Here is a 19671-nt window from a genome sequence, read left to right as displayed (position 1 = left end):
ACATTACTCCAAGGGTGACAGGAGGCAAAAGAACAATCCTATTTCCCCTTCGAGGGTGTTTTTGGTCAATAGTTTCTTTAAACCAAAACAAATTGAATCTTTAATCTCTTGTTTGCTAATATTTTGGTTGCGAAAACATTGAAACAGGGTGACTGTTGATCGCTATGCCAACATCTGCTATTGACGGTAAAGACACAGCAGCTATTCAAGCGGCAAGAGAAGGGGTGGTTGTGTGCGATCGCTCAAATTGGGGAATCATCCGTGTGGCTGATGATGATCGTCTGCGGTTTTTACACAACCAGAGTACCAACGATTTCCAATCTCTCAAATCGGGTGAAGGCTGTGATACTGTCATGGTGACATCCACCGCTAGAACTATTGATTTAGTGACAGGTTATGTTTTAGATGATGCTGTGTTATTGTTGGTTTCACCTGGCCGTCGTCAGTTTTTACTGCAATGGTTAGACCGTTATATTTTCTTTGCGGATAAAGTGCAGTTAACGGATATCACCGAAGAAACTGCTACTTTTAGCCTCATCGGACCCGGTAGTGATGCCATGATTGAGAAATTGGGTGCTGGCTCACTCATTGGTCAACCCTATGGTAATCATATCTTGGAGAATGGGTTAAGAGTGGCTGTGGGTAGTGGTTTAGCTTTACCTGGATACACCCTAATTTTCCCCGCTGCTCAGAAAGCAAAAATTTGGCAGCAAATACTAGAATATGATGCCTTAGAGTTGAGCGATCGCGGTTGGGAAATGTTGCGAATATTACAAGGTCGTCCTGCACCAGATTTAGAACTAACCGATGATTATAATCCCCTAGAAGTCGGTTTATGGCAGACAGTTTCTTTCAACAAAGGCTGCTATATCGGGCAAGAAACCATTGCCAGATTAAACACTTACAAAGGTGTAAAACAATATCTGTGGGGAATTCGCCTCAATGCGCCCGTAGAACCAGAAACCATAATTACCATTGGAGATGAAAAAGTCGGTAAACTTACCAGTTATACAGAAACTCCAGATGGTCACTTTGGACTAGGATACATTCGTTCTAAAGCAGGTGGAGTAGGTTTAAAAGTGCAAGTAGGAGAAACGACGGGAGAAGTAGTTTCCATCCCGTTTGTTTCTCACGAGTATCCGTAGCAGGATTCAGTTATCAGTTAACGGTTCACACCTTGACAAAACTCATCAATCCAAGAAGGTAAACTACGGGCATTAGTACCAGATGAAATAGGAGAAACATCTTTGACTGGGATGGTTGTAAATTTACCATTGTGATTAAGTTCTTTCAGGGAAGTGGGAACTTGTGTAGTAATAGTGAGCGATCGCACAGACGCTGACTTGTCATTTCCCTTGGGTATTTGTTCCCGTCCCACTCCAGAAAGCGGTTTGGCTGGTGAATGTTTATTCATTGGTGTGGCTAATCCCACCGCTGAAACAGTTTGGTGCTTTTGTTCCACACCTGACGTAATCCTTAATAATACCTGTTTATTCTCCTGGGGCGATCTGGAATGGGGCTTTTGTGATACCAAAGTCTTGACAGCAGCAGGAAAATTACTTTGTGCTATTGGTGTATCTACAACGGCAATCTTAATGGGAGGCTTACTGACAATCTGATTTTTAGCCTGGGTTTCCGTTGAAGAACGCTCTAATTTTAATAAACGTAACTCTTCATCAGGATTAAAGTGAAGACCCAAAGCCGCGACTATTTGATCAGGATTATTATTCAAATCCAGAATAAAAGGAAGTATTTGCTTTAACTGCGGTTCTAAAACAGACAGAGTTGCCAAAATATAACCAGACGAAGGTCGTCGGACACCATCATAGGAACGCCAAATTTTCATTTTGACCAGCCAAGGACGGTTTTCTTCACAGTAACTCAGCCACTTCAGTTTTAAAGATTGACGTAGCTGCTGAATGTCCATCAGTTCCCTCACTTCAGTGAACAAGAGTGCAGTATTTAGTATATTTTTAATTTAGATTGTTCTATCTACATCAGCTGCCTAAAAATGGTGCCAATTGTCTCAGCGCCCACATTTCACCTGTGGAAGAAGAAAATAGTTTTCAAACATTATTTTGTTATTTAAGGAAAACAGCGATTTTAGTCATCAGCATTTCTGCGTTGCTGAGTTGGTAAATCCAAATTATTGCCAGTTGTAAAATTGATACTTTCTGAATCTCGATGAGCGAACATCACATCGCGATCGCTCTCACGTAGTAATTTCAGTAAAGCGCGATCGCATACCAAACTTACCATTAAACTACTCAAAAACACCTTAACGGGTGACAAGGGGGTTGAAGATGAGATGTGGCAATAATTTGAGAAAATAAGGGGGAAAAAAATAGGGGCAAGGAAGCCCCCAAAAAAACAAAATGTTACCACAATCATATCAAACAATTTTCAGAAAGCATTTGAGTGAACAGCAGTATTTGACATTGGAGATATTGTTGTTATTGATACAAGCTCATCGCCAAGTAAAACTGTCAAAATTGGCAAGTTTATTTCCCCAACCGATTCAATATGAAAGCAGGAAACGCAATCTACAAAGATTTTTAGCAATAGGGAAACTCTGCGTAAAATTATTATGGTTTCCGTTGATAAAATATTGGATTAGACAATCGTTAAAACCAAAGCAACTGAATCGAGAACAGCGTCGTTATTTTCAGAAAAAACAATATCGAAAATATGGTTATTGGATGGTAGCACTGGATAGAACACAGTGGAAAGGACGAAATATATTTATGGTGACATTGGTATGGGGTACTCATGCCTTACCACTATATTGGGAAACATTAAATCATGTCGGAAATAGTAATTTACAAATACAAAAAAGATTGATAAAAACGGCAATAAAGTTGTTAAAAAAATGTCGAATTGTGGTGTTAGCAGATAGAGAATTTCATAGTCCAAAGCTGGCTAAATGGCTTGATGAGCAAGGAGTGTACTTTGCTCTACGTCAGAAGAAAAACCTCTATTTTCAAGAACAAACAGGACTTGAATATAAAGTTCTTAAAAATCAAGGATTTAAGCCGGGAATGTCGAATTTTTATGAGAAAGTCAAATGTGGTAAAGGCGATGAATTAGGCTTATTTAATATTGCTGTTTATTGGAAGAGAAAATATCGAAATAAAGGACCAAAAGAACCTTGGTATATTTTAACGAATTTGCCAACTTTGAAACAAACTTTATGCCTCTATAGATGCCGATGGGGAATTGAGCAATTCTTCAAGGATTGTAAAACTGGTGGTTATAATCTAGAGGATACCAAAGTCAATGAAACACGATTTTTAGCTTTAGTATTATTGATTATCATTGCTTATAGTTTGGCTACTATGCACGGTCAACGGATGAAAAAACTAGATATAGAAACTTATGCCGGACGTATTCAACAACATCAGGACAAGTACCCACGCCAGAGTAATTTTAGCTTTTCTCTCTACGGACAACTTTGGATTTATGGCATGGAATTATGGGCTGATTTAGCTCTGAACTTAATCGATCTCAAGCCTCATAAACGCCTCTTTTTTCAACGTGGCTTTCAGGCTCTATCCCTTATGAAACAAGCTGTTTAGCCACCTTGTCACCCGTTAAGCCCCGCAAGGGGATTGAAACACTTTTAGTTCACTTCTGTATGGATACTCCTCATCCTCGTTTCTAATAACCTTTTCCCCGCAAGGGGATTGAAACTTAGAAGATATGATTATTAAACGCTAAATTAAGCAGAGCATTTTATTAATAACAAAATATGGCAAACATTTTAAATCTTAATAAATTGCCAAAACCCTTGTTAAATAAAGCTTTTAAATTTTGCACTGTCAAAAGTAACGGAAGAGAGTTGCAAGCTACTAACCAAAAACAAAGCCCCCTTCATGTTGTAGGAGGAGGCATTTGTAGAAGTAATAGACCTGGCATAGAGCTATTTTGGCGTGGGGCTACCCCCAGACTATCGTCGCCGCAGCAGCGTTTCACCTCTGAGTTCGGGAAGGGATCAGTGTGGTTCCACCGCGCAATCAACACCAGGAAAAATTGTTGGGTAACAAAACCCTGAAGACTGCAAGTAACGCGAAAAAGAAAAGAGGTCAAGCCCTCGGTCTATTAGCACGGCTCGGCTGCATACATTACTGCACTTCTTCCACCTACCGCCTAAGAACGGGTGTTCTGCCCGTGACCTTACCTACTTATGTAGTGAGAGCACTCATCTTGAGGTGGGCTTCCCACTTAGATGCTTTCAGCGGTTATCCGCTCCGCACTTGGCTACCCAGCGTTTACCGTTGGTACGATAACTGGTACACCAGCGGTGCGTCCTTCCCGGTCCTCTCGTACTAAGGAAGGCTCTCTCTCAATGCTCTTACGCCTGCACCGGATATGGATAAGAACTGTCTCACGACGTTCTGAACCCAGCTCACGTACCGCTTTAATGGGCGAACAGCCCAACCCTTGGGACGTACTTCCGCCCCAGGTTGCGATGAGCCGACATCGAGGTCTAAAACCTCCCCGTCGATGTGGACTCTTGGGGAGATCAGCCTGTTATCCCTAGAGTAACTTTTATCCGTTGAGCGACGGCCATTCCACTCTGCGCCGTCGGATCACTAAGGCTACTTTTTCGTACCTGCTCGACTTGTCGGTCTTGCAGTCAAGCTCCCTTTATGCCTTTACACTCGCCGCACGGTTTCCAAGCGTGCTGAGGGAACCTTTGCGCGCCTCCGTTACTTTTTAGGAGGCGACCGCCCCAGTCAAACTGCCCACCTGAAACTGTCCTCTCTCCGGCTGACGGAGATGAGTTAGAATTCTAGCTTCGCCAGAGTGGTATCTCACCGTTAGCTCCATATTCCCCACAAGGAATACTTCATCGCTTCCCACCTATCCTGCGCAAGCGAAGCCCGAACACAATTCCAGGCTACAGTAAAGCTTCATAGGGTCTTTCTGTCCAGGTGCAGGCAGTCCGTATCTTCACAGACATTCCTATTTCGCCGAGTCTCTCTCTGAGACACCATCCAGATCGTTACGCCTTTCGTGCGGGTCGGAACTTACCCGACAAGGAATTTCGCTACCTTATGGAGTTATAGTTACGGCGCCGTTCACCGGGGCTTCGGTCGCCAGCTTCACTTACGCTGACCGACTTCCTTAACCTTCCGGCACTGGGCAGGCGTCAGCCCCCATACGTCCTCTTACGAGTTTGCGGAGACCTGTGTTTTTGGTAAACAGTCGCCTGGATCTCTTCACTGCGACCCACGTCTAAGGTGGCACCCTTCTTCCGAAGTTACGGGGCCATTTTGCCGAGTTCCTTAGAGAGAGTTATCTCGCGCCCCTTGGTATACTCAACCTCCCTACCTGTGTCGGTTTCGGGTACGGGTACTATGCTTTCATCGCATAACTAGCTTTTCTTGGCACTATCCTTCACCACTCGACCGTCGTAACGGTCTCCCAAACCAATCAGGGTATGGCTATCTTTCATGCGTCCCTAGTCATGCTCCCACATAATAGTCAGGGATTATTGACCCTGTGTCCATCGACTACGCCGTTCGGCTCGCCTTAGGACCCGACTAACCCAGAGTGGACGAACCTGGCTCTGGAACCCTTAGGGTTTCGGGGTGTATGATTCTCACATACATTTGCGCTACTCAAGCCGACATTCTCACTTCCGTTTCTCCACAGCTGCTTGCCGCTACTGCTTCTCCCTACCACGGAACGCTCCCCTACCACTTAGATTAATCTAAGTCCACAGCTTCGGTACATCACTTAGCCCCGTTCATTTTCGGCGCAAGATCGCTTGACTAGTGAGCTATTACGCACTCTTTCAAGGGTGGCTGCTTCTAGGCAAACCTCCTAGTTGTCTGTGCAATCTCACCTCCTTTATCACTTAGTGATGATTTGGGGGCCTTAGCTGGTGGTCTGGGCTGTTTCCCTCTTGACAATGAAGCTTATCCCCCACTGTCTCACTGGCAATGTGTTCTCTGGGTATTCTGAGTTTGCCTCGATTTGGTATTTGGTCTCCCAGCCCGCACCGAAACAGTGCTTTACCCCCAGATTTAATCATTACCGCTGCGCCTAAACACATTTCGGGGAGAACCAGCTAGCTCTGGTTCGATTGGCATTTCACCCCTAACCACAGTTCATCCGCCGATTTTTCAACATCGGTCGGTTCGGACCTCCACTTGGTGTTACCCAAGCTTCATCCTGACCATGGTTAGATCACCAGGGTTCGGGTCTATAAACACTGATTATCGCCCTCTTCAGACTCGGTTTCCCTTTGGCTCAGCATTCTCGCTTTAACCTACCAGTGCCTATAAGTCGCTTACTCATTCTTCAACAGGCACGCGGTCATCCGTTTAATCGGACTCCCACTGCTTGTAAGCTAATGGTTTCATGTTCTATTTCACTCCCCTTCCGGGGTTCTTTTCACCTTTCCCTCGCGGTACTTGTTCACTATCGGTCACACAGTAGTATTTAGCCTTACGAGGTGGTGCTCGCTGATTCACATGGGATTCCTCGTGCCCCATGCTACTCGGGATTCAGCTCCTATCCTTTAACTTTCGACTACAGGACTTTCACCCCCTCTGGTGCAGTATTTAGCTGCTTCGTCTAGTCTCTAGATTCGTTATTGCTGTCCCACTACCCCAATCAGTAAACCAATTGGTTTAGGCTCTTCCCCTTTCGCTCACCACTACTTAGGGAATCTCTAGTTTGATTTCTCTTCCTCCAGCTACTAAGATGTTTCAATTCGCTGGGTTGGCTCATACCTGTCTATATATTCAACAGGCTGTACTTGGGGTTGCCCCATTCGGACATCTCCGGCTCATAGTTTGCTTCCAACTCCCCGGAGCATTTCGTCGGTAACCACGTCCTTCTTCGCCTCTGTGTGCCTAGGTATCCACCATTAGCCCTTATTAGCTTGACCACTTTTCTTTGGTTCGACTTGCTTTCACTTTCATCCTCTCGAATGTCTGTGTCTGCCTGCTTTTTTTCGCGTTACTATGCAGTTTTCAAGGTTCTGACTGGACTCTAATCCAGCAGTCTGTACTCTCTGACTACAGTTGCTGAATTTTTCCACTTTTTTATTCTTAGGTTATGAACCAAACCAAGATAATACTTTGAAAGTTTTCAACCAATTCTCGACCGACCTAGGATAGACCAATTCAGAATCTAATGACAGAATGTGTTCGATTTCTAAATGGATTAGGTCTCCCTAAAAAGGAGGTGATCCAGCCACACCTTCCGGTACGGCTACCTTGTTACGACTTCACCCCAGTCACCAGTCCTACCTTAGGCATCCCCCTCCTTTCGGTTGGGGTAATGACTTCGGGCGTGACCAACTTCCATGGTGTGACGGGCGGTGTGTACAAGGCCCCGGGAACGAATTCACTGCAGTATGCTGACCTGCAATTACTAGCGATTCCTCCTTCACGAAGGCGAGTTGCAGCCTTCGATCTGAACTGAGCTACGGTTTATGAGATTTGCTTGCTATCGCTAGCTTGCTGCCCTTTGTCCGTAGCATTGTAGTACGTGTGTAGCCCAAAACGTAAGGGGCATGCTGACTTGACGTCATCCTCACCTTCCTCCGGTTTGTCACTCAAGTCTCTCTAGAGTGCCCAACTTAATGCTGGCAACTAAAAACGAGGGTTGCGCTCGTTGCGGGACTTAACCCAACATCTCACGACACGAGCTGACGACAGCCATGCACCACCTGTGTTCGCGCTCCCGAAGGCACTTTCAGCTTTCACCGAAATTCGCGACATGTCAAGTCTTGGTAAGGTTCTTCGCGTTGCATCGAATTAAACCACATACTCCACCGCTTGTGCGGGCCCCCGTCAATTCCTTTGAGTTTCACACTTGCGTGCGTACTCCCCAGGCGGGATACTTAACGCGTTAGCTCCGGCACGGCTCGGGTCGATACAAGCCACGCCTAGTATCCATCGTTTACGGCTAGGACTACTGGGGTATCTAATCCCATTCGCTCCCCTAGCTTTCGTCCCTCAGTGTCAGTTGCGCCTAGCAGAACGCTTTCGCCACCTGTTCTTCCTGATATCTACGCATTTCACCGCTACACCAGGAATTCCTTCTGCCCCGAACGCACTCTAGTTCTGTAGTTTCCACCGCTTTTACAAGGTTGAGCCTTGCTCTTTAACAGCAGACTTACAGTACCACCTGCGACCCTTTTTACGCCCAATCATTCCGGATAACGCTTGCATCCTCCGTATTACCGCGGCTGCTGGCACGGAGTTAGCCGATGCTTATTCCTCAGGCATCATTTTTTTCTTCCCTGAGAAAAGAGGTTTACGACCCAAGAGCCTTCCTCCCTCACGCGGTATTGCTCCGTCAGGCTTTCGCCCATTGCGGAAAATTCCCCACTGCTGCCTCCCGTAGGAGTCTGGGCGTGTCTCAGTCCCAGTGTGGCTGATCATCCTCTCAGACCAGCTACTGATCGTCGCCTTGGTAGGCTCTTACCCCACCAACTAGCTAATCAGACGCGAGCTTATCTTCAGGCAGCAAGCCTTTCACCTTCCGGCATATCCGGTATTAGCCACCGTTTCCAGTGGTTGTCCCCGACCTGAAGCCAAATTCTCACGCGTTACTCACCCGTCCGCCACTAAATCCCTAAAGATTCCGTTCGACTTGCATGTGTTAAGCATACCGCCAGCGTTCATCCTGAGCCAGGATCAAACTCTCCGTTTTGTTAAGTTTGTTTTTTAGCTCTATTATTTCTTTTCGATTCTCTCAACCCTCTACTTCTCTTTCCAGGGTCTCGATTCTCAAATATTTTTGACGAGGAATGGTCGTCTCTATTCTTTCAAAGTATTATCTTTTCGCGGTTCAGTAGTTGGGGCGCTTGCCCTTCACCTCAATTAATATATCAACTCTTTCTCTTTTTTGTCAAGCGTTTTTTTAAACTTTTTTTGGGACGGCTGGAGCATCAGCCGTGAAAAATGCTGAAACCCTTGTCAAACAAGAGATGACATCTCAATTATAGAATCTGATTATCCTTATATAGACTCTAGGCTGGATGTGGGGTTTTGCTTTTGCTTGCGAACCTTTGATTTCTTCGTGTTGCCAAATTTGCCAAAATATATCTGTAAGCTAGAATCACTAAGCTTTCAACATGGTCTTATGGGGTGGGTTCAGGAGTCTAGATTCACTAACTAGAAACAATTAACAGGAAGGGAGTATGGATAGCAATAATTGGTTGGAACAGCTAATGATGCTGGGTATCGGCACAACTTCTTTGGTAGCAGATAAACTAAAACAAGTCAGTGATGAGCTTGTCAAGGATGGTAAGCTCAATCCTGAGCAAGCCAAAGTAGTTATGGATGATATTGTGCAGCAGTTAAAGTCGGAGCAAGGTAATTGGGAAGTGCAGATGCAACGACAGATGCGAAATATGATGCAGGATTTGGGGGTTGCTCGTCAGTCAGAAGTGGATGAATTGCGGGGTAGAATTGACCGTCTGGAGCGTCAGGTGCGCGATTTGGAAAATAAGCTTTGGCGTTAGGATATCTATTGTGATTTAAACTTATTTCTGTCCTATCGGTAATCTGATTACCAAGCTACCTACATAGGGAGGGCTGATTTTGAAAGGAATTTTACTGAGCGTGGTGTTGATGCTGGTGTGTGTTGTGGCTTTGGTGTTAACGCAAATGGGTAGTAAACAGGATACTGCTGTTGCGGCTAAGTTGATTCAAACACCATCAGTAGAGACTACTGCAATTGCTGAAAATAATTCTCTGATAGCGAGCAATACTATTATGTCGGAAACGAATGTTGTAACTACTCCCTCTGGACTGAAGTATATTGAATTAAATAAAGGGGAGGGAACGGCTACTCCTGAACGGGGACAAACGGTTGTGGTTCACTATACTGGTACTTTAGAAGATGGTACTAAGTTTGATAGTTCACGTGATCGCGGCCAACCCTTCAGTTTTAAAATTGGTATAGGGCAGGTAATCAAGGGTTGGGATGAAGGTCTGAGTACGATGAAAGTGGGCGATCGCCGTCAGTTGATTATCCCTTCAGAGTTGGGTTATGGTGCTAGAGGTGCTGGTGGTGTCATTCCACCCAATGCTACTTTGATTTTTGATGTGGAATTGTTGGGGATTAAGTAGTGATGGGGAAATTGGGATTAGGAAAAACCCATTCCCAATTCCCTATTGACAATATGCTATTAAATTAATAATTATTTGGTCTAGCTAGGTTTTTAAATTTTGTAAATTGTGGGTCAAATAAAAGTTTTACAGTTCCTGTAGGTCCGTTGCGGTGTTTAGCGATAATAACTTCTGCTATTCCCCGGTCTGGGGTGTCTGGTGAGTAATATTCATCACGGTAAAGCATGATTACTAAATCTGCGTCTTGTTCAATTGAATTGTGAACAATGATGTTATTAGCTATAAAATTATGCAAATGAGGAACTGTTAAGTCGAATACTTCCTGTTCTTCATCAGGTATGATTGCCACAATTTCATCCCAATATACATCACTGTTGGCAAGAGTAAGTAACTCACTTGATTCAACAATATTGGCAACTTTTAATGCTCTTTCTCGACTTAAATTTGCCTTGTAAAGTGTAGAGCCACAATAGGATTGTCCCAGGTGTGATTGTATTTCTCGTGTTGTCATACCAAGAGTTTGCATCGCAGGTACAACTTGTGTTTTCCAAACTTCTTTGGGGATTACATCTCGGTTAGGGTTATGAATGCAATTTTCAAGGTGTTCAGAGATTTCTTGTAATGATTTTCGTTTGTATTCTCCTACTGCTCCAACTTTTTGAATAAATAAATTGGTTTGTTGACCAGAACTAGGTAAATGTCTTGGTAAACACAGATGTTGTTGAGGATTTAATTCATCAAGTCTTTTCCAACCATGAATTGTGAGGAATTTGTGATTAGCTGTTGCCCTAATTTTTCGTCCTAGTCTAGTTGTTAATGTAAATACTGGTTTCACACCTGTAGAAAAGGCATTGCTGACAATTGCCCTTTCTAACTGCATTGTGTTTTCATTCAGTCCCCAAACTGCAAAACCAGATTGACCTACTAATTCTTTAATTGGTACTTGTAATCCAGTATCTGCTAATGTGACTAGACTATCACCTGTTAAACAACCAGATTCTCTTAAATCTGATAACATTGGGCGTTTATTAGTGCGTGCTTCTACACCGCGACTTAACTGAGATAAGGCAATTACTGGAACGGATAATTCCCGCGCTAAACCTTTGAGAGAACGGGTAATTCTTGATAATTCTTGGACACGATTATCACCGGCTCCTTCCATTAATTGCAAGTAATCTATGACTATTAATCCTAGTTCTGTATTCTGTTCTGCCTGGAGTCGTCGAGCTTGACTCCGCATTTGTGTAACTGTAATATTCGGAGTGTCATCAATAAAAATTGGCATTTCGGAGAGCATACCAATTGCCCGACTTAAAGGTTCCCATTGGGTTTGGCTGATGCGTCCACTTCGTAAATAACTACTTTCAATTTGTGCTTCACTAGCTAATAGTCGCTGTACTAATTGTTCTTTGGACATTTCTAAGCTGAAGAAGGCAACTGGTAATTTATAACCAGCCGCGATATTGTGCGCTAGGTTCAAGCAAAATGCGGTTTTCCCCATTGCAGGTCTAGCCGCGACGATAATTAAATCTGAACGCTGAAAACCAGTTGTCAAGCCATCTAAATCATAAAAACCGCAGGGAATACCGGGTAAAGCGATGCCTTCATGTCGTCTTTCTACTTCTTGGAAGGCGTTAATGAGGGTATCGGAAATGTGAACTAATCCTGATTGGGGTTTTTCTTGAGTAACGCTAAAAACTTTTTGTTCTGCTTGGTCGAGGACGATGGGTAATTCGGTTTCTGTTTCGTAACCAAGTTGTACAATTTCGTTGCCAGCTTTGATCAATTGCCGTCGCAGGTATTTTTCCATTACTAGCCCTGCTAAGGCATCAATGTTGACTGCTGATACTGTGCGGTCTACTAATGTGGCTAATTTATTCCTGCCACCTATGCGGGTTAATTTGTCGTTGTCAGTTAGCCAATTTGTGAGGGAGAGTAAATCTGTGGGTTTATTTTGGGCGTGAAGGGTAAGGGCGGCTTGATAGATGTCTCTGTGAGCGTTAATATAAAAGGCTTCGGGTACTAGGCGATCGCGTATTCGACTGATAGCTTCTGGATCTAGTAAAATACCCCCCAATATGGCTTCTTCTACTTCGATATTTTGGGGTGGTAGGCGGTTACTACCATCTCCTTGAAAACTAAGTTCTTCAGCCATAAGCGATTTTGGATTGGTAAGCAGGTTTTAAATATTCAGGTAATTTGCAGGTTAGGAGGCAAAAGGCAAAAGGCAGAAGGGATACTTTATTTTCTCTATCACCCCATCTCCCTCTTCCCTGTCACCTGTCACCTGTTACCTAACTTAACTGGCAACTACTTCGATGTTAATTTCTGCTGTTACTTCAGAGTGCAGCTTAATTTCGGCTTTGTATGTACCCAGGTGGTTAATATCAGGAATGGTAATACCACGCCGATCGATTTCTTGACTGGTGGCTGCTTGAATTGCTTCTGCTACGTCTTGGGTGGTGACTGTACCAAAAATAGCTTCGTTTTCACCAACTGGCTTGGCAATTTTCAAGCTACTGACTTTTTCCAAGGCTGCTTTTTGTTCTAGTGCTTGTTGTCTAAGTTCTAATTGCCGTTGACGTTCTTGTTCACGACGGCGTTCTACTTGTCTGAGAATACCAGGTGTAGCATGAGTGGCTAAACTCTGGGGAATTAGATAATTACGAGCATAGCCTGGTGCTACGTCTACTAAGTCGCCGGATTTGCCCAGCTTGCTGACATCTTTTGTTAAAACTAACTGCACTCGTTTCGCCATTGTTTTTGTTTTTCCTGTAAAATCTCATTAAATTGGGTGTCAGCAGGATAGCTTACAAAAGTGTAGCTTGACCTTAAGCGAGTTTGCTTATACCCCAAAGACTAAAGATTGTAGCTAATTAGGGGGAGCGATCGCAATAGGGCAAGATGACAGTGATAATGAAATGAAGCGATCGCTAAAATTTATCTTTCATGCTGCGAATTTGGGCAAATGTTTGTACTGCTTCGTTACTTTGTGCAGCTAACTGTAATGAAGGTTGATCCCAACGCAAAAAGGGATTTGTACGCTTTTCTATTTCGAGTAATGAAGGAACTGTGGCTTCTTGGCGTTTACGCATAGCTGTTACTTCTTCATAACGCTTTTGTAACTCTTGGTTATCTCTATCCACAGTCAAGGCGAAGCTTAAATTATTTAAAGTATATTCGTGGGCGCACCAAACACGGGTATTGTCAGGTAAAGCTCGCAGTTTACTCAAGGAGTTTACCATTTGGGCTGGTGTCCCTTCAAACAAGCGACCACAACCACCAGCAAATAGGGTATCACCGCAAAATAATTCTCCTGTTTCACCTGTTGTTACTGGTGGAAAGTAGTAAGCGATATGAGCGCGAGTATGTCCAGGAACAAAGAATACTTCTGCTGTCCGATTAGCAAATGGGATGCGATCGCCTTCTTGCAAAAACACCTGCTGTCCAGGAATTCTACCTTTATCCTCAATTCCACCATAAACCTTTAATTCAGGATATGCCTGTATCAGCTGTTGATTTGCACCTACATGATCATGATGATGATGTGTATTAAAAATTGCTACTAACTTAGCTTTTATTTGCTGCAACTGCTTTAAAACTGGTTCAGACTCAGCCGGATCAACCACTACAGCAATATCTTGTTGTGAATCATATAACAGAAATATATAGTTGTCAGAAAGTGCTGACAGACGGATAACGTGCATTACTTAACCTCCGTTATTTATACGCAATTAAAGTAATATTTAATACCGTTTTTTGTATACTAAACACTTTATTTTATACAATATTGAGAATAATCACTGATTTTTTTCAGTAAATATCAAAAGATAGCTGGTATGATAATATAAAATCATACTTTTCATGGTATGGAATATTACTCATACGCCAGTTTTATGGGATCTGCAAATAGAGACTATATTACAATTTTCAACTACTTATAGCTAATTAGAAGCACATTTCCCAATATATCAAAAAATTTGTAGTGGCAGGAGAAAAGATCCAAATTGAAAATTTCTATCCTTGTGAGCGATCTATCTAGTGCTGGAGCAGGAAGATGGGGAGGAGGATCGGTTCGTTCCTTTCTGTTAGCACAATCACTACAAAAACTTAATTATCAAGTAGAAATTTTAGGATTTCTCTTTGGTGAAGAAGCAACTGTAATTCCTCAATCAGAAATTAGAATCAATCAGTTTATTGGCTATAATTATCCAAAATTCTTGATGTCAGCTTCTCAGCTTTTAAAAAAAATTGATGGTGATATTATTTATGCTATGAGACCCAAGCCTACAACTTTTGGTCTAGCACTATTACGAAAATTAAAAACTAATCAACCAATAATTTTAGATATAGACGATTGGGAACTGAGTTGGTATGGAGGTGAAAACTGGAAGTATAAAGCTTCTTTTAAACAACTTTATCGTGATATTTTTAAATCAGATGGAGCATTAAGACAGCCAGATCATCCATTCTATTTAAAGATGGTGGAAGGCATGACCAAAAAAGCGAATGCTATTACAATACATACTAAATTTTTACAGGATAAATTTGGTGGTATATATTTACCTAATGGCAAAGACACAGAACTTTTTAATCCCAATTACTATGATCCAGAAAAAAGTAGGATCTTCTATGGTTTATCTGGATATAGAATTTTAATGTTTCCAGGCGCTCCTAGACCATATAAAGGTGTTGAAGACGTATTATTAGCTCTTGAACTTATCAATGAACCAGATATAAAACTAGTAATTGTGGGAGGTAGTCCTTATGATGATTATGATGCTCAACTTTCAGAAAAATGGGGACGTTGGATTATAAAATTACCAAAATATCCACCATCAGAAATGCCTAAAATTGTTGCAGCAGCACATATTGTGGTTGTTCCCCAAAAAAATACACCAGCCGCTTTAGCTCAATTTCCATTAAAATTAACCGATGGGATGGCAATGGCTAAACCGATATTAGCAACCCGTGTGGGAGATATTCCTGAAATTTTAGGTGAAACTGGTTATTTAGTTGAGCCTGAGTCACCTGAACAAATTGCCGAAAAAATAAAATTGATATTTCAAGACTTAGATGCGGCTAATCAACGTGCAGTAAAAGCTAGAGAAAGATGTGTAGAAAAATATAGTATCAATTCGATGTCTAATATTCTAGAATCTGTTATTAGCGAGTTGTGATTAATTTTAAATGATAATTAATTGCCAATTAATTATTTTTTGTTGAACAAACTTTCTTGTCATGTAATAAACCCCAATGTCTACCAGAAAGATACTACTAAGATTTTCTAAACCTTATTCAAAGTTAATTTTACTAACAATATTATTAGGATTTTCTGGAGCTTTATTTAATGGTGTAAGTACAGCTTTAATTGTTCCAGTAATTTTAAAAATAGTGGGACAAACAGTAGATTTACAAGGCGCTCCTGGTATTTTAAGATTCATGCTCAATCCATTTGATGGTGTAGCTGAAAGTTATCGAATTGGAGTGATGTCTGGGGCAATTTTAGCCATAATTGCTTTGAAAAATTTAGCTACTTATGCTGGTTCGTTAACATCTAGTTCTCTAACCCGGATGATAACTTCCGATATGCGGGAAGCGGGAATTAGTATGTTGTTAAAAGTGGATATAGATTATTACACCACAATGAAAGTTGGCGATTTAATAAATCGTCTAGGTGGAGAAATAAGTCGTGCATCTACTGTTATTAATAATACTATTAAATTAATTACTTTATCAATTACAATTCTAGTTTTTGTTAGTTTATTGTTGTCAATTTCTTGGCAATTAACCATTGCAGCAACGGCTTTAATGCTATTAGTAACCCTAGTTAATCAGTATTTTATTAATAGGGCTAGAAAATTTGGGAAACAACTTAGTACAGCTTCTAAAGGTTATTCAATAGCTGTTTTGGAAGTTTTAAATGGAATCAGATTAGTTAAGTCCACAGGTAATGAAGAAAAAGAATATAACCGCATAAAAAACTTAATTAAAATTCGTGAGCAAGCAGATTTTTTAGATCAGGCAAATTCACAAATAATTGCACCATTAAGTGAAGTTCTAGGAATTGCTTGTCTATTGATGATTGTAATTTTAAGTAAAACTTTATTTGCTGCACAGGTTACGGCAATTTCTACGGTACTGCTGACGTATTTACTGGTATTATTGCGATTGTTACCACTAGTTTCTCAGCTAAATGGTCTTCGCAGTAACTTTGCTAGTACTGCTGCCAGTGTAGATATGGTGAATCAGTTTTTAAGGCTAGATGATAAGCCTTTTATGGGTAATGGCAAACTTCCCTACAAAAAATTAAAACAGGGAGTGCATTTTCAATCTATTTCTTTTGGCTATACAAACAGTAACAAAGAGGTGCTTAAAGAGGTCGATTTATATTTACGTTGTGGTACAACTCTAGCATTAGTTGGTAGTTCAGGTGCCGGTAAATCTACATTGGCAGACCTGTTACCAAGATTTTACGATCCAACAAGTGGTTGTATTACTTTTGATGGCATAGATTTGCGAGATTTTGATTTGGCATCTGTACGAAAAAATATGGGAATTGTTAGTCAAGATACTTTTCTTTTTAATGATTCGGTGCGGTATAACATAGCTTATTCTAAACCAGAGGCGACAGAATCAGAAATTATCAAAGCAGCAAAGCTGGCTAATGCCTATGAATTTATTAGTAAACTACCTGAGCAGTTTGACACTATGATAGGCGATCGCGGTGTAATGTTATCCGGTGGACAAAAACAAAGATTAGCGATCGCACGCGCACTGCTGCAAAACCCCGAAATCCTGATTTTGGATGAAGCTACCAGCGCCTTAGATACTGTTTCCGAACGGTTGGTACAATCTGCACTCGATGAACTGAGTCGCGATCGTACTACCTTAGTAATCGCTCACCGCCTTTCCACAGTCCGCAAAGCTGATCAAATTGCCGTCTTAGATCAAGGAAGAGTAGTAGAAGTTGGCAACCATGAAGAACTACTTCAAAAAGGTGGTTACTATGCTCACTTGTATTCAATGCAATTTGCTAACAACACTGATACTTCTAGCAAGCGTAACCAAAGCTTACTCCGCATATCTTATGAAATTCGCACCCAACTAAATTCATTAATTGGATTGCTACAATTATTAATGGATAATTTTGTAGACGATGCTCAAGAACGTCAAGAATTACTTGAACAATCTTATAAAGCAGCATGGAGAATTCTCAACACTGTCGATGTTTTTGAAGATGTAATTAATCGACAAATTAAAGGACAATTAGTTACAATTGCCGAGCAGAATCACAGCAGCATTACTGGCTATTATCAAAAATTGAGTTGTATATTTGATGAATTTCGATCTGGTCTAAATCCAACACTCGCGTGTCTTCGTACAGTTACTGATCATGTGACAAACAACGATGATTTTCAAAGTCAATTACTAACAGAAGCTTATGAATCTGTTATTTATCTGCTTGGAAATTTACAAAAATTTGAAGATAGTATTAAAATATGAAATTTCATCATTTTAAGATAAAGCTTGATTTCATATTAATTTTACAAAAACTTCTAAAAACATGATCAAAACAGTAGGTATGATTAGTAGCTATGGCGCTCTGGAATCTAGAGCAGACTGGCTATGGCAACAAACGCCTCATCCATTTGGCACTTGGGGTAATATCCAAATGCAAGCGTTAGCAGAAAAACCTGATTTTTTACTAATGTATCAGTTCGATTTTCCTCAACCTGTACAACAATTATCTGTGTTAGATCGGGTACGAAAAAAGCAAAAACAACCAGAATTTAATATTGATAACTTACTACGTGGTGTCAGCAAAGAAAGGATTATTTATTTATTGCGAGAACCGCCTTTAGAGGAAGTTGTAGAAATAAATAAACGTAATTATCAACAGGCTGAAAAATATTGTGGTTATATTTCTGGACCTGATGATTTTGCTCCTACTCCCGATTATATGCCAGCGATTTGGTATCACTCTAACTCTTTTAAAGATTTAAATGAAATGCCATGTCCAGAAAAAGTTGCAACTTGTAGTTGGATTACTTCAGGAATTAACCGTACTGCCAACCATCGCCAGCGTTTGGACTTTTTGCAATCTTTACAAGCTAGTAGTATGCAAATTGATTTCTATGGACGTGGGTTACAAAAATGGGTAAAAACTTCAGGAGAACTTAATAACAAATGGTACGGCATGACACCATACTACTATAATTTAGCAATTGAAAACTATGCAGCAAATGATTGGTATGTGAGTGAAAAACTGTGGGATAGTTTACTAGCTTGGTGTTTGCCAATTTACTATGGTGGATCGGCAGCAGATAAACTATTACCACCAGGTAGTTTTTTAAGATTACCCAGCTTAGATGAAAAAGGCATTGCTTATATTCAAGAAATGACTTCTACTTCTGATGCTTGGTATGCTGCCAAGGATGCGATCGCAGAAGCTAGACAAATTATCTTACACAAACTCAATTTACTCAACTGGTTATCAGAATTTGTGACCCAATTTTCTTAATTCCGCTAGATGTACATTTTGAGAATTGATTGATATATGAATGGTATTTGTACCCTCGCTAATGATTATGTCTACGACCAACTCATTGCCCTACTCAACAGCATAGAGGTGATTTATGGTCAAACAATGCCTGTATGTATCTATCCTTATGATGAAAATACAGCCAAAATTGCTGCTGAACTTGCTAATCGTCCTCATGTAACACTCTATGACAACAAAGATTCCATGCAAAAATGGGATAAATTTGTCAAAGAAATTTGGGATATCCATCCTACCGCTCAAACACATTGGCAAAAAATAGGTAGTAGTAAATATCATCGAGTGGGAACTCATCGCCGTTATTGTGCTTTTGATGCGCCTTTTGATCGCTTTGTTTATATGGATGCTGATACTGTATTAATGAGTCCATTAGACCATATTTTTACTCAGCTAAATCACTATGATTGGGTAGTATATGATTTTCAATTTAAAGATTTATCTCATGTTTACAGCCTATCATCAACTAAATTAAAGGAATTATTTACCCCAGAAAGATTGCAAACAGAAATTTTTTGTTCTGGTTTTTATGGTTCTAAAAAAGATATATTTCCTGATCAACAGCGAGAAATTTTATTGAATTACTTGCGTCAGGGAGAAGCAGAAGTTCTCTATGATATGGCTCCTGACCAAACAATTCTCAATTATATGGTAATGCGATTGGGCATTTCTAGCTATAATTTAGCTCTCAGCTTACCTGAAAAAAACGCCACAGGTTGCTGTGTAACTTCCCTGCACTTTGAAAATAGAGATCAAATTCTATATGACAAGGGTAACAGACTCACTTATTTGCATTATATAGGTTTATCTTCCAAACTATTTAGTCGAGTTTGTGCTGGTGAAAATATAGATTTCCCGTACCGGGATATTTTTTTGCACTATCGCTATTTACATACACCAGAACAAAAACCGAAATTTACAACTAAACCAAAACCTTATGATGCTTCTCCGAGTTTAGGTACGCGAATTATAAAAAAGTTAGGATTAGCTAAACAATAGAGGATTATACTC

The 19671-nt window shown here is 41.0% G+C and carries 13 protein-coding genes and 3 rRNA genes; 8 read left to right on the top strand and 8 right to left on the bottom strand.

The window, feature by feature from the left end; translation table 11 throughout:
* Nucleotides 1-164 precede the first annotated feature (164 nt).
* A complete protein-coding gene (locus ACLLO5_RS06315) occupies nucleotides 165-1145 on the top strand; it encodes a YgfZ/GcvT domain-containing protein (protein ID WP_413174629.1) in 981 nt (326 codons plus the stop codon).
* Nucleotides 1146-1162: 17 nt separating this feature from the next.
* Here the strand turns inward: ACLLO5_RS06315 and ACLLO5_RS06310 are convergent, their stop codons facing one another.
* Nucleotides 1163-1927: a DUF5331 domain-containing protein gene (locus tag ACLLO5_RS06310; RefSeq protein WP_413174628.1), complete on the bottom strand. Its 765-nt coding sequence runs from the start codon at nucleotides 1925-1927 to the stop codon at nucleotides 1163-1165.
* A 176-nt stretch (nucleotides 1928-2103) separates the two neighbouring features.
* On the bottom strand, nucleotides 2104-2259 hold the full coding sequence (locus ACLLO5_RS06305) for a hypothetical protein (RefSeq protein ID WP_413174627.1): 156 nt from the start codon (nucleotides 2257-2259) through the stop codon (nucleotides 2104-2106).
* A 116-nt stretch (nucleotides 2260-2375) separates the two neighbouring features.
* Here ACLLO5_RS06305 and ACLLO5_RS06300 point away from each other — a divergent pair, with 116 nt between their 5' ends.
* Complete coding sequence (locus tag ACLLO5_RS06300) at nucleotides 2376-3575, top strand: IS4 family transposase (RefSeq protein WP_413174626.1); 1200 nt, start codon at nucleotides 2376-2378, stop codon at nucleotides 3573-3575.
* A 331-nt stretch (nucleotides 3576-3906) separates the two neighbouring features.
* On the opposite strand, the gene rrf is transcribed toward ACLLO5_RS06300, so the two are convergent.
* From rrf to ACLLO5_RS06285, 3 genes are all read right to left on the bottom strand, one after another.
* A 5S ribosomal RNA gene (rrf, locus tag ACLLO5_RS06295) occupies nucleotides 3907-4024 on the bottom strand.
* 54 nt (nucleotides 4025-4078) lie between these two features.
* Nucleotides 4079-6901, bottom strand: a 23S ribosomal RNA gene (locus ACLLO5_RS06290).
* A 292-nt stretch (nucleotides 6902-7193) separates the two neighbouring features.
* A 16S ribosomal RNA gene (locus ACLLO5_RS06285) occupies nucleotides 7194-8676 on the bottom strand.
* The 16S, 23S and 5S rRNA genes sit together here, the layout of an rRNA operon.
* A gap of 490 nt (nucleotides 8677-9166) precedes the next feature.
* Here ACLLO5_RS06285 and ACLLO5_RS06280 point away from each other — a divergent pair.
* Together ACLLO5_RS06280 and ACLLO5_RS06275 are read left to right on the top strand one after the other, a co-directional pair.
* A complete protein-coding gene (locus ACLLO5_RS06280; protein WP_413174625.1) occupies nucleotides 9167-9490 on the top strand; it encodes a phasin family protein in 324 nt (107 codons plus the stop codon).
* 79 nt (nucleotides 9491-9569) lie between these two features.
* The gene (locus ACLLO5_RS06275) at nucleotides 9570-10100 is read left to right on the top strand and encodes an FKBP-type peptidyl-prolyl cis-trans isomerase (protein ID WP_413174624.1); all 531 of its coding nucleotides are present in this window, start codon (nucleotides 9570-9572) and stop codon (nucleotides 10098-10100) included.
* A gap of 64 nt (nucleotides 10101-10164) precedes the next feature.
* Here the strand turns inward: ACLLO5_RS06275 and dnaB are convergent, their stop codons facing one another.
* The 3 genes from dnaB to gloB all read right to left on the bottom strand — a co-directional run bounded on the left by dnaB (nucleotide 10165) and on the right by gloB (nucleotide 13807).
* The gene (gene dnaB / locus ACLLO5_RS06270; RefSeq protein WP_413174623.1) at nucleotides 10165-12255 is read right to left on the bottom strand and encodes a replicative DNA helicase; all 2091 of its coding nucleotides are present in this window, start codon (nucleotides 12253-12255) and stop codon (nucleotides 10165-10167) included.
* Nucleotides 12256-12399: 144 nt separating this feature from the next.
* Nucleotides 12400-12858, bottom strand: a complete 459-nt coding sequence (rplI, locus tag ACLLO5_RS06265; RefSeq protein ID WP_413174622.1) for a 50S ribosomal protein L9 — start codon at nucleotides 12856-12858, stop codon at nucleotides 12400-12402.
* Nucleotides 12859-13033: 175 nt separating this feature from the next.
* A complete protein-coding gene (gene gloB, locus ACLLO5_RS06260) occupies nucleotides 13034-13807 on the bottom strand; it encodes a hydroxyacylglutathione hydrolase (protein WP_413174621.1) in 774 nt (257 codons plus the stop codon).
* Nucleotides 13808-14107: 300 nt separating this feature from the next.
* Here gloB and ACLLO5_RS06255 point away from each other — a divergent pair, with 300 nt between their 5' ends.
* The 4 genes from ACLLO5_RS06255 to ACLLO5_RS06240 all read left to right on the top strand — a co-directional run bounded on the left by ACLLO5_RS06255 (nucleotide 14108) and on the right by ACLLO5_RS06240 (nucleotide 19659).
* Entirely contained in the window at nucleotides 14108-15280 is a 1173-nt protein-coding gene (locus ACLLO5_RS06255) for a glycosyltransferase family 4 protein (protein ID WP_413174620.1), read from the top strand.
* A 76-nt stretch (nucleotides 15281-15356) separates the two neighbouring features.
* Entirely contained in the window at nucleotides 15357-17606 is a 2250-nt protein-coding gene (locus tag ACLLO5_RS06250; RefSeq protein ID WP_413174619.1) for an ATP-binding cassette domain-containing protein, read from the top strand.
* Between the two features lie 61 nt (nucleotides 17607-17667).
* The gene (locus tag ACLLO5_RS06245; protein ID WP_413174618.1) at nucleotides 17668-18624 is read left to right on the top strand and encodes a glycosyltransferase family 10 domain-containing protein; all 957 of its coding nucleotides are present in this window, start codon (nucleotides 17668-17670) and stop codon (nucleotides 18622-18624) included.
* A 36-nt stretch (nucleotides 18625-18660) separates the two neighbouring features.
* On the top strand, nucleotides 18661-19659 hold the full coding sequence (locus ACLLO5_RS06240; RefSeq protein ID WP_413174617.1) for an Npun_R2821/Npun_R2822 family protein: 999 nt from the start codon (nucleotides 18661-18663) through the stop codon (nucleotides 19657-19659).
* Nucleotides 19660-19671 lie beyond the last annotated feature (12 nt).

Source organism: Anabaena azotica SJ-1, assembly GCF_047275885.1.
Taxonomy (GTDB): Bacteria; Cyanobacteriota; Cyanobacteriia; order Cyanobacteriales; family Nostocaceae; genus Trichormus_B; species Trichormus_B azotica_A.
This window is presented reverse-complemented; position numbering and strand designations above follow the sequence as displayed.

Bases quoted from the DNA above. Each gene is read 5' to 3' on its own strand.
- ACLLO5_RS06315 (WP_413174629.1), top strand. From the start codon at position 165: ATGCCAACATCTGCTATTGACGGTAAAGACACAGCAGCTATTCAAGCG.
- ACLLO5_RS06310 (WP_413174628.1), bottom strand. From the start codon at position 1,927: ATGGACATTCAGCAGCTACGTCAATCTTTAAAACTGAAGTGGCTGAGT.
- ACLLO5_RS06305 (WP_413174627.1), bottom strand. From the start codon at position 2,259: ATGGTAAGTTTGGTATGCGATCGCGCTTTACTGAAATTACTACGTGAG.
- ACLLO5_RS06300 (WP_413174626.1), top strand. From the start codon at position 2,376: ATGTTACCACAATCATATCAAACAATTTTCAGAAAGCATTTGAGTGAA.
- ACLLO5_RS06280 (WP_413174625.1), top strand. From the start codon at position 9,167: ATGGATAGCAATAATTGGTTGGAACAGCTAATGATGCTGGGTATCGGC.
- dnaB (WP_413174623.1), bottom strand. From the start codon at position 12,255: ATGGCTGAAGAACTTAGTTTTCAAGGAGATGGTAGTAACCGCCTACCA.
- rplI (WP_413174622.1), bottom strand. From the start codon at position 12,858: ATGGCGAAACGAGTGCAGTTAGTTTTAACAAAAGATGTCAGCAAGCTG.
- gloB (WP_413174621.1), bottom strand. From the start codon at position 13,807: ATGCACGTTATCCGTCTGTCAGCACTTTCTGACAACTATATATTTCTG.
- ACLLO5_RS06250 (WP_413174619.1), top strand. From the start codon at position 15,357: ATGTCTACCAGAAAGATACTACTAAGATTTTCTAAACCTTATTCAAAG.
- ACLLO5_RS06245 (WP_413174618.1), top strand. From the start codon at position 17,668: ATGATCAAAACAGTAGGTATGATTAGTAGCTATGGCGCTCTGGAATCT.
- ACLLO5_RS06240 (WP_413174617.1), top strand. From the start codon at position 18,661: ATGAATGGTATTTGTACCCTCGCTAATGATTATGTCTACGACCAACTC.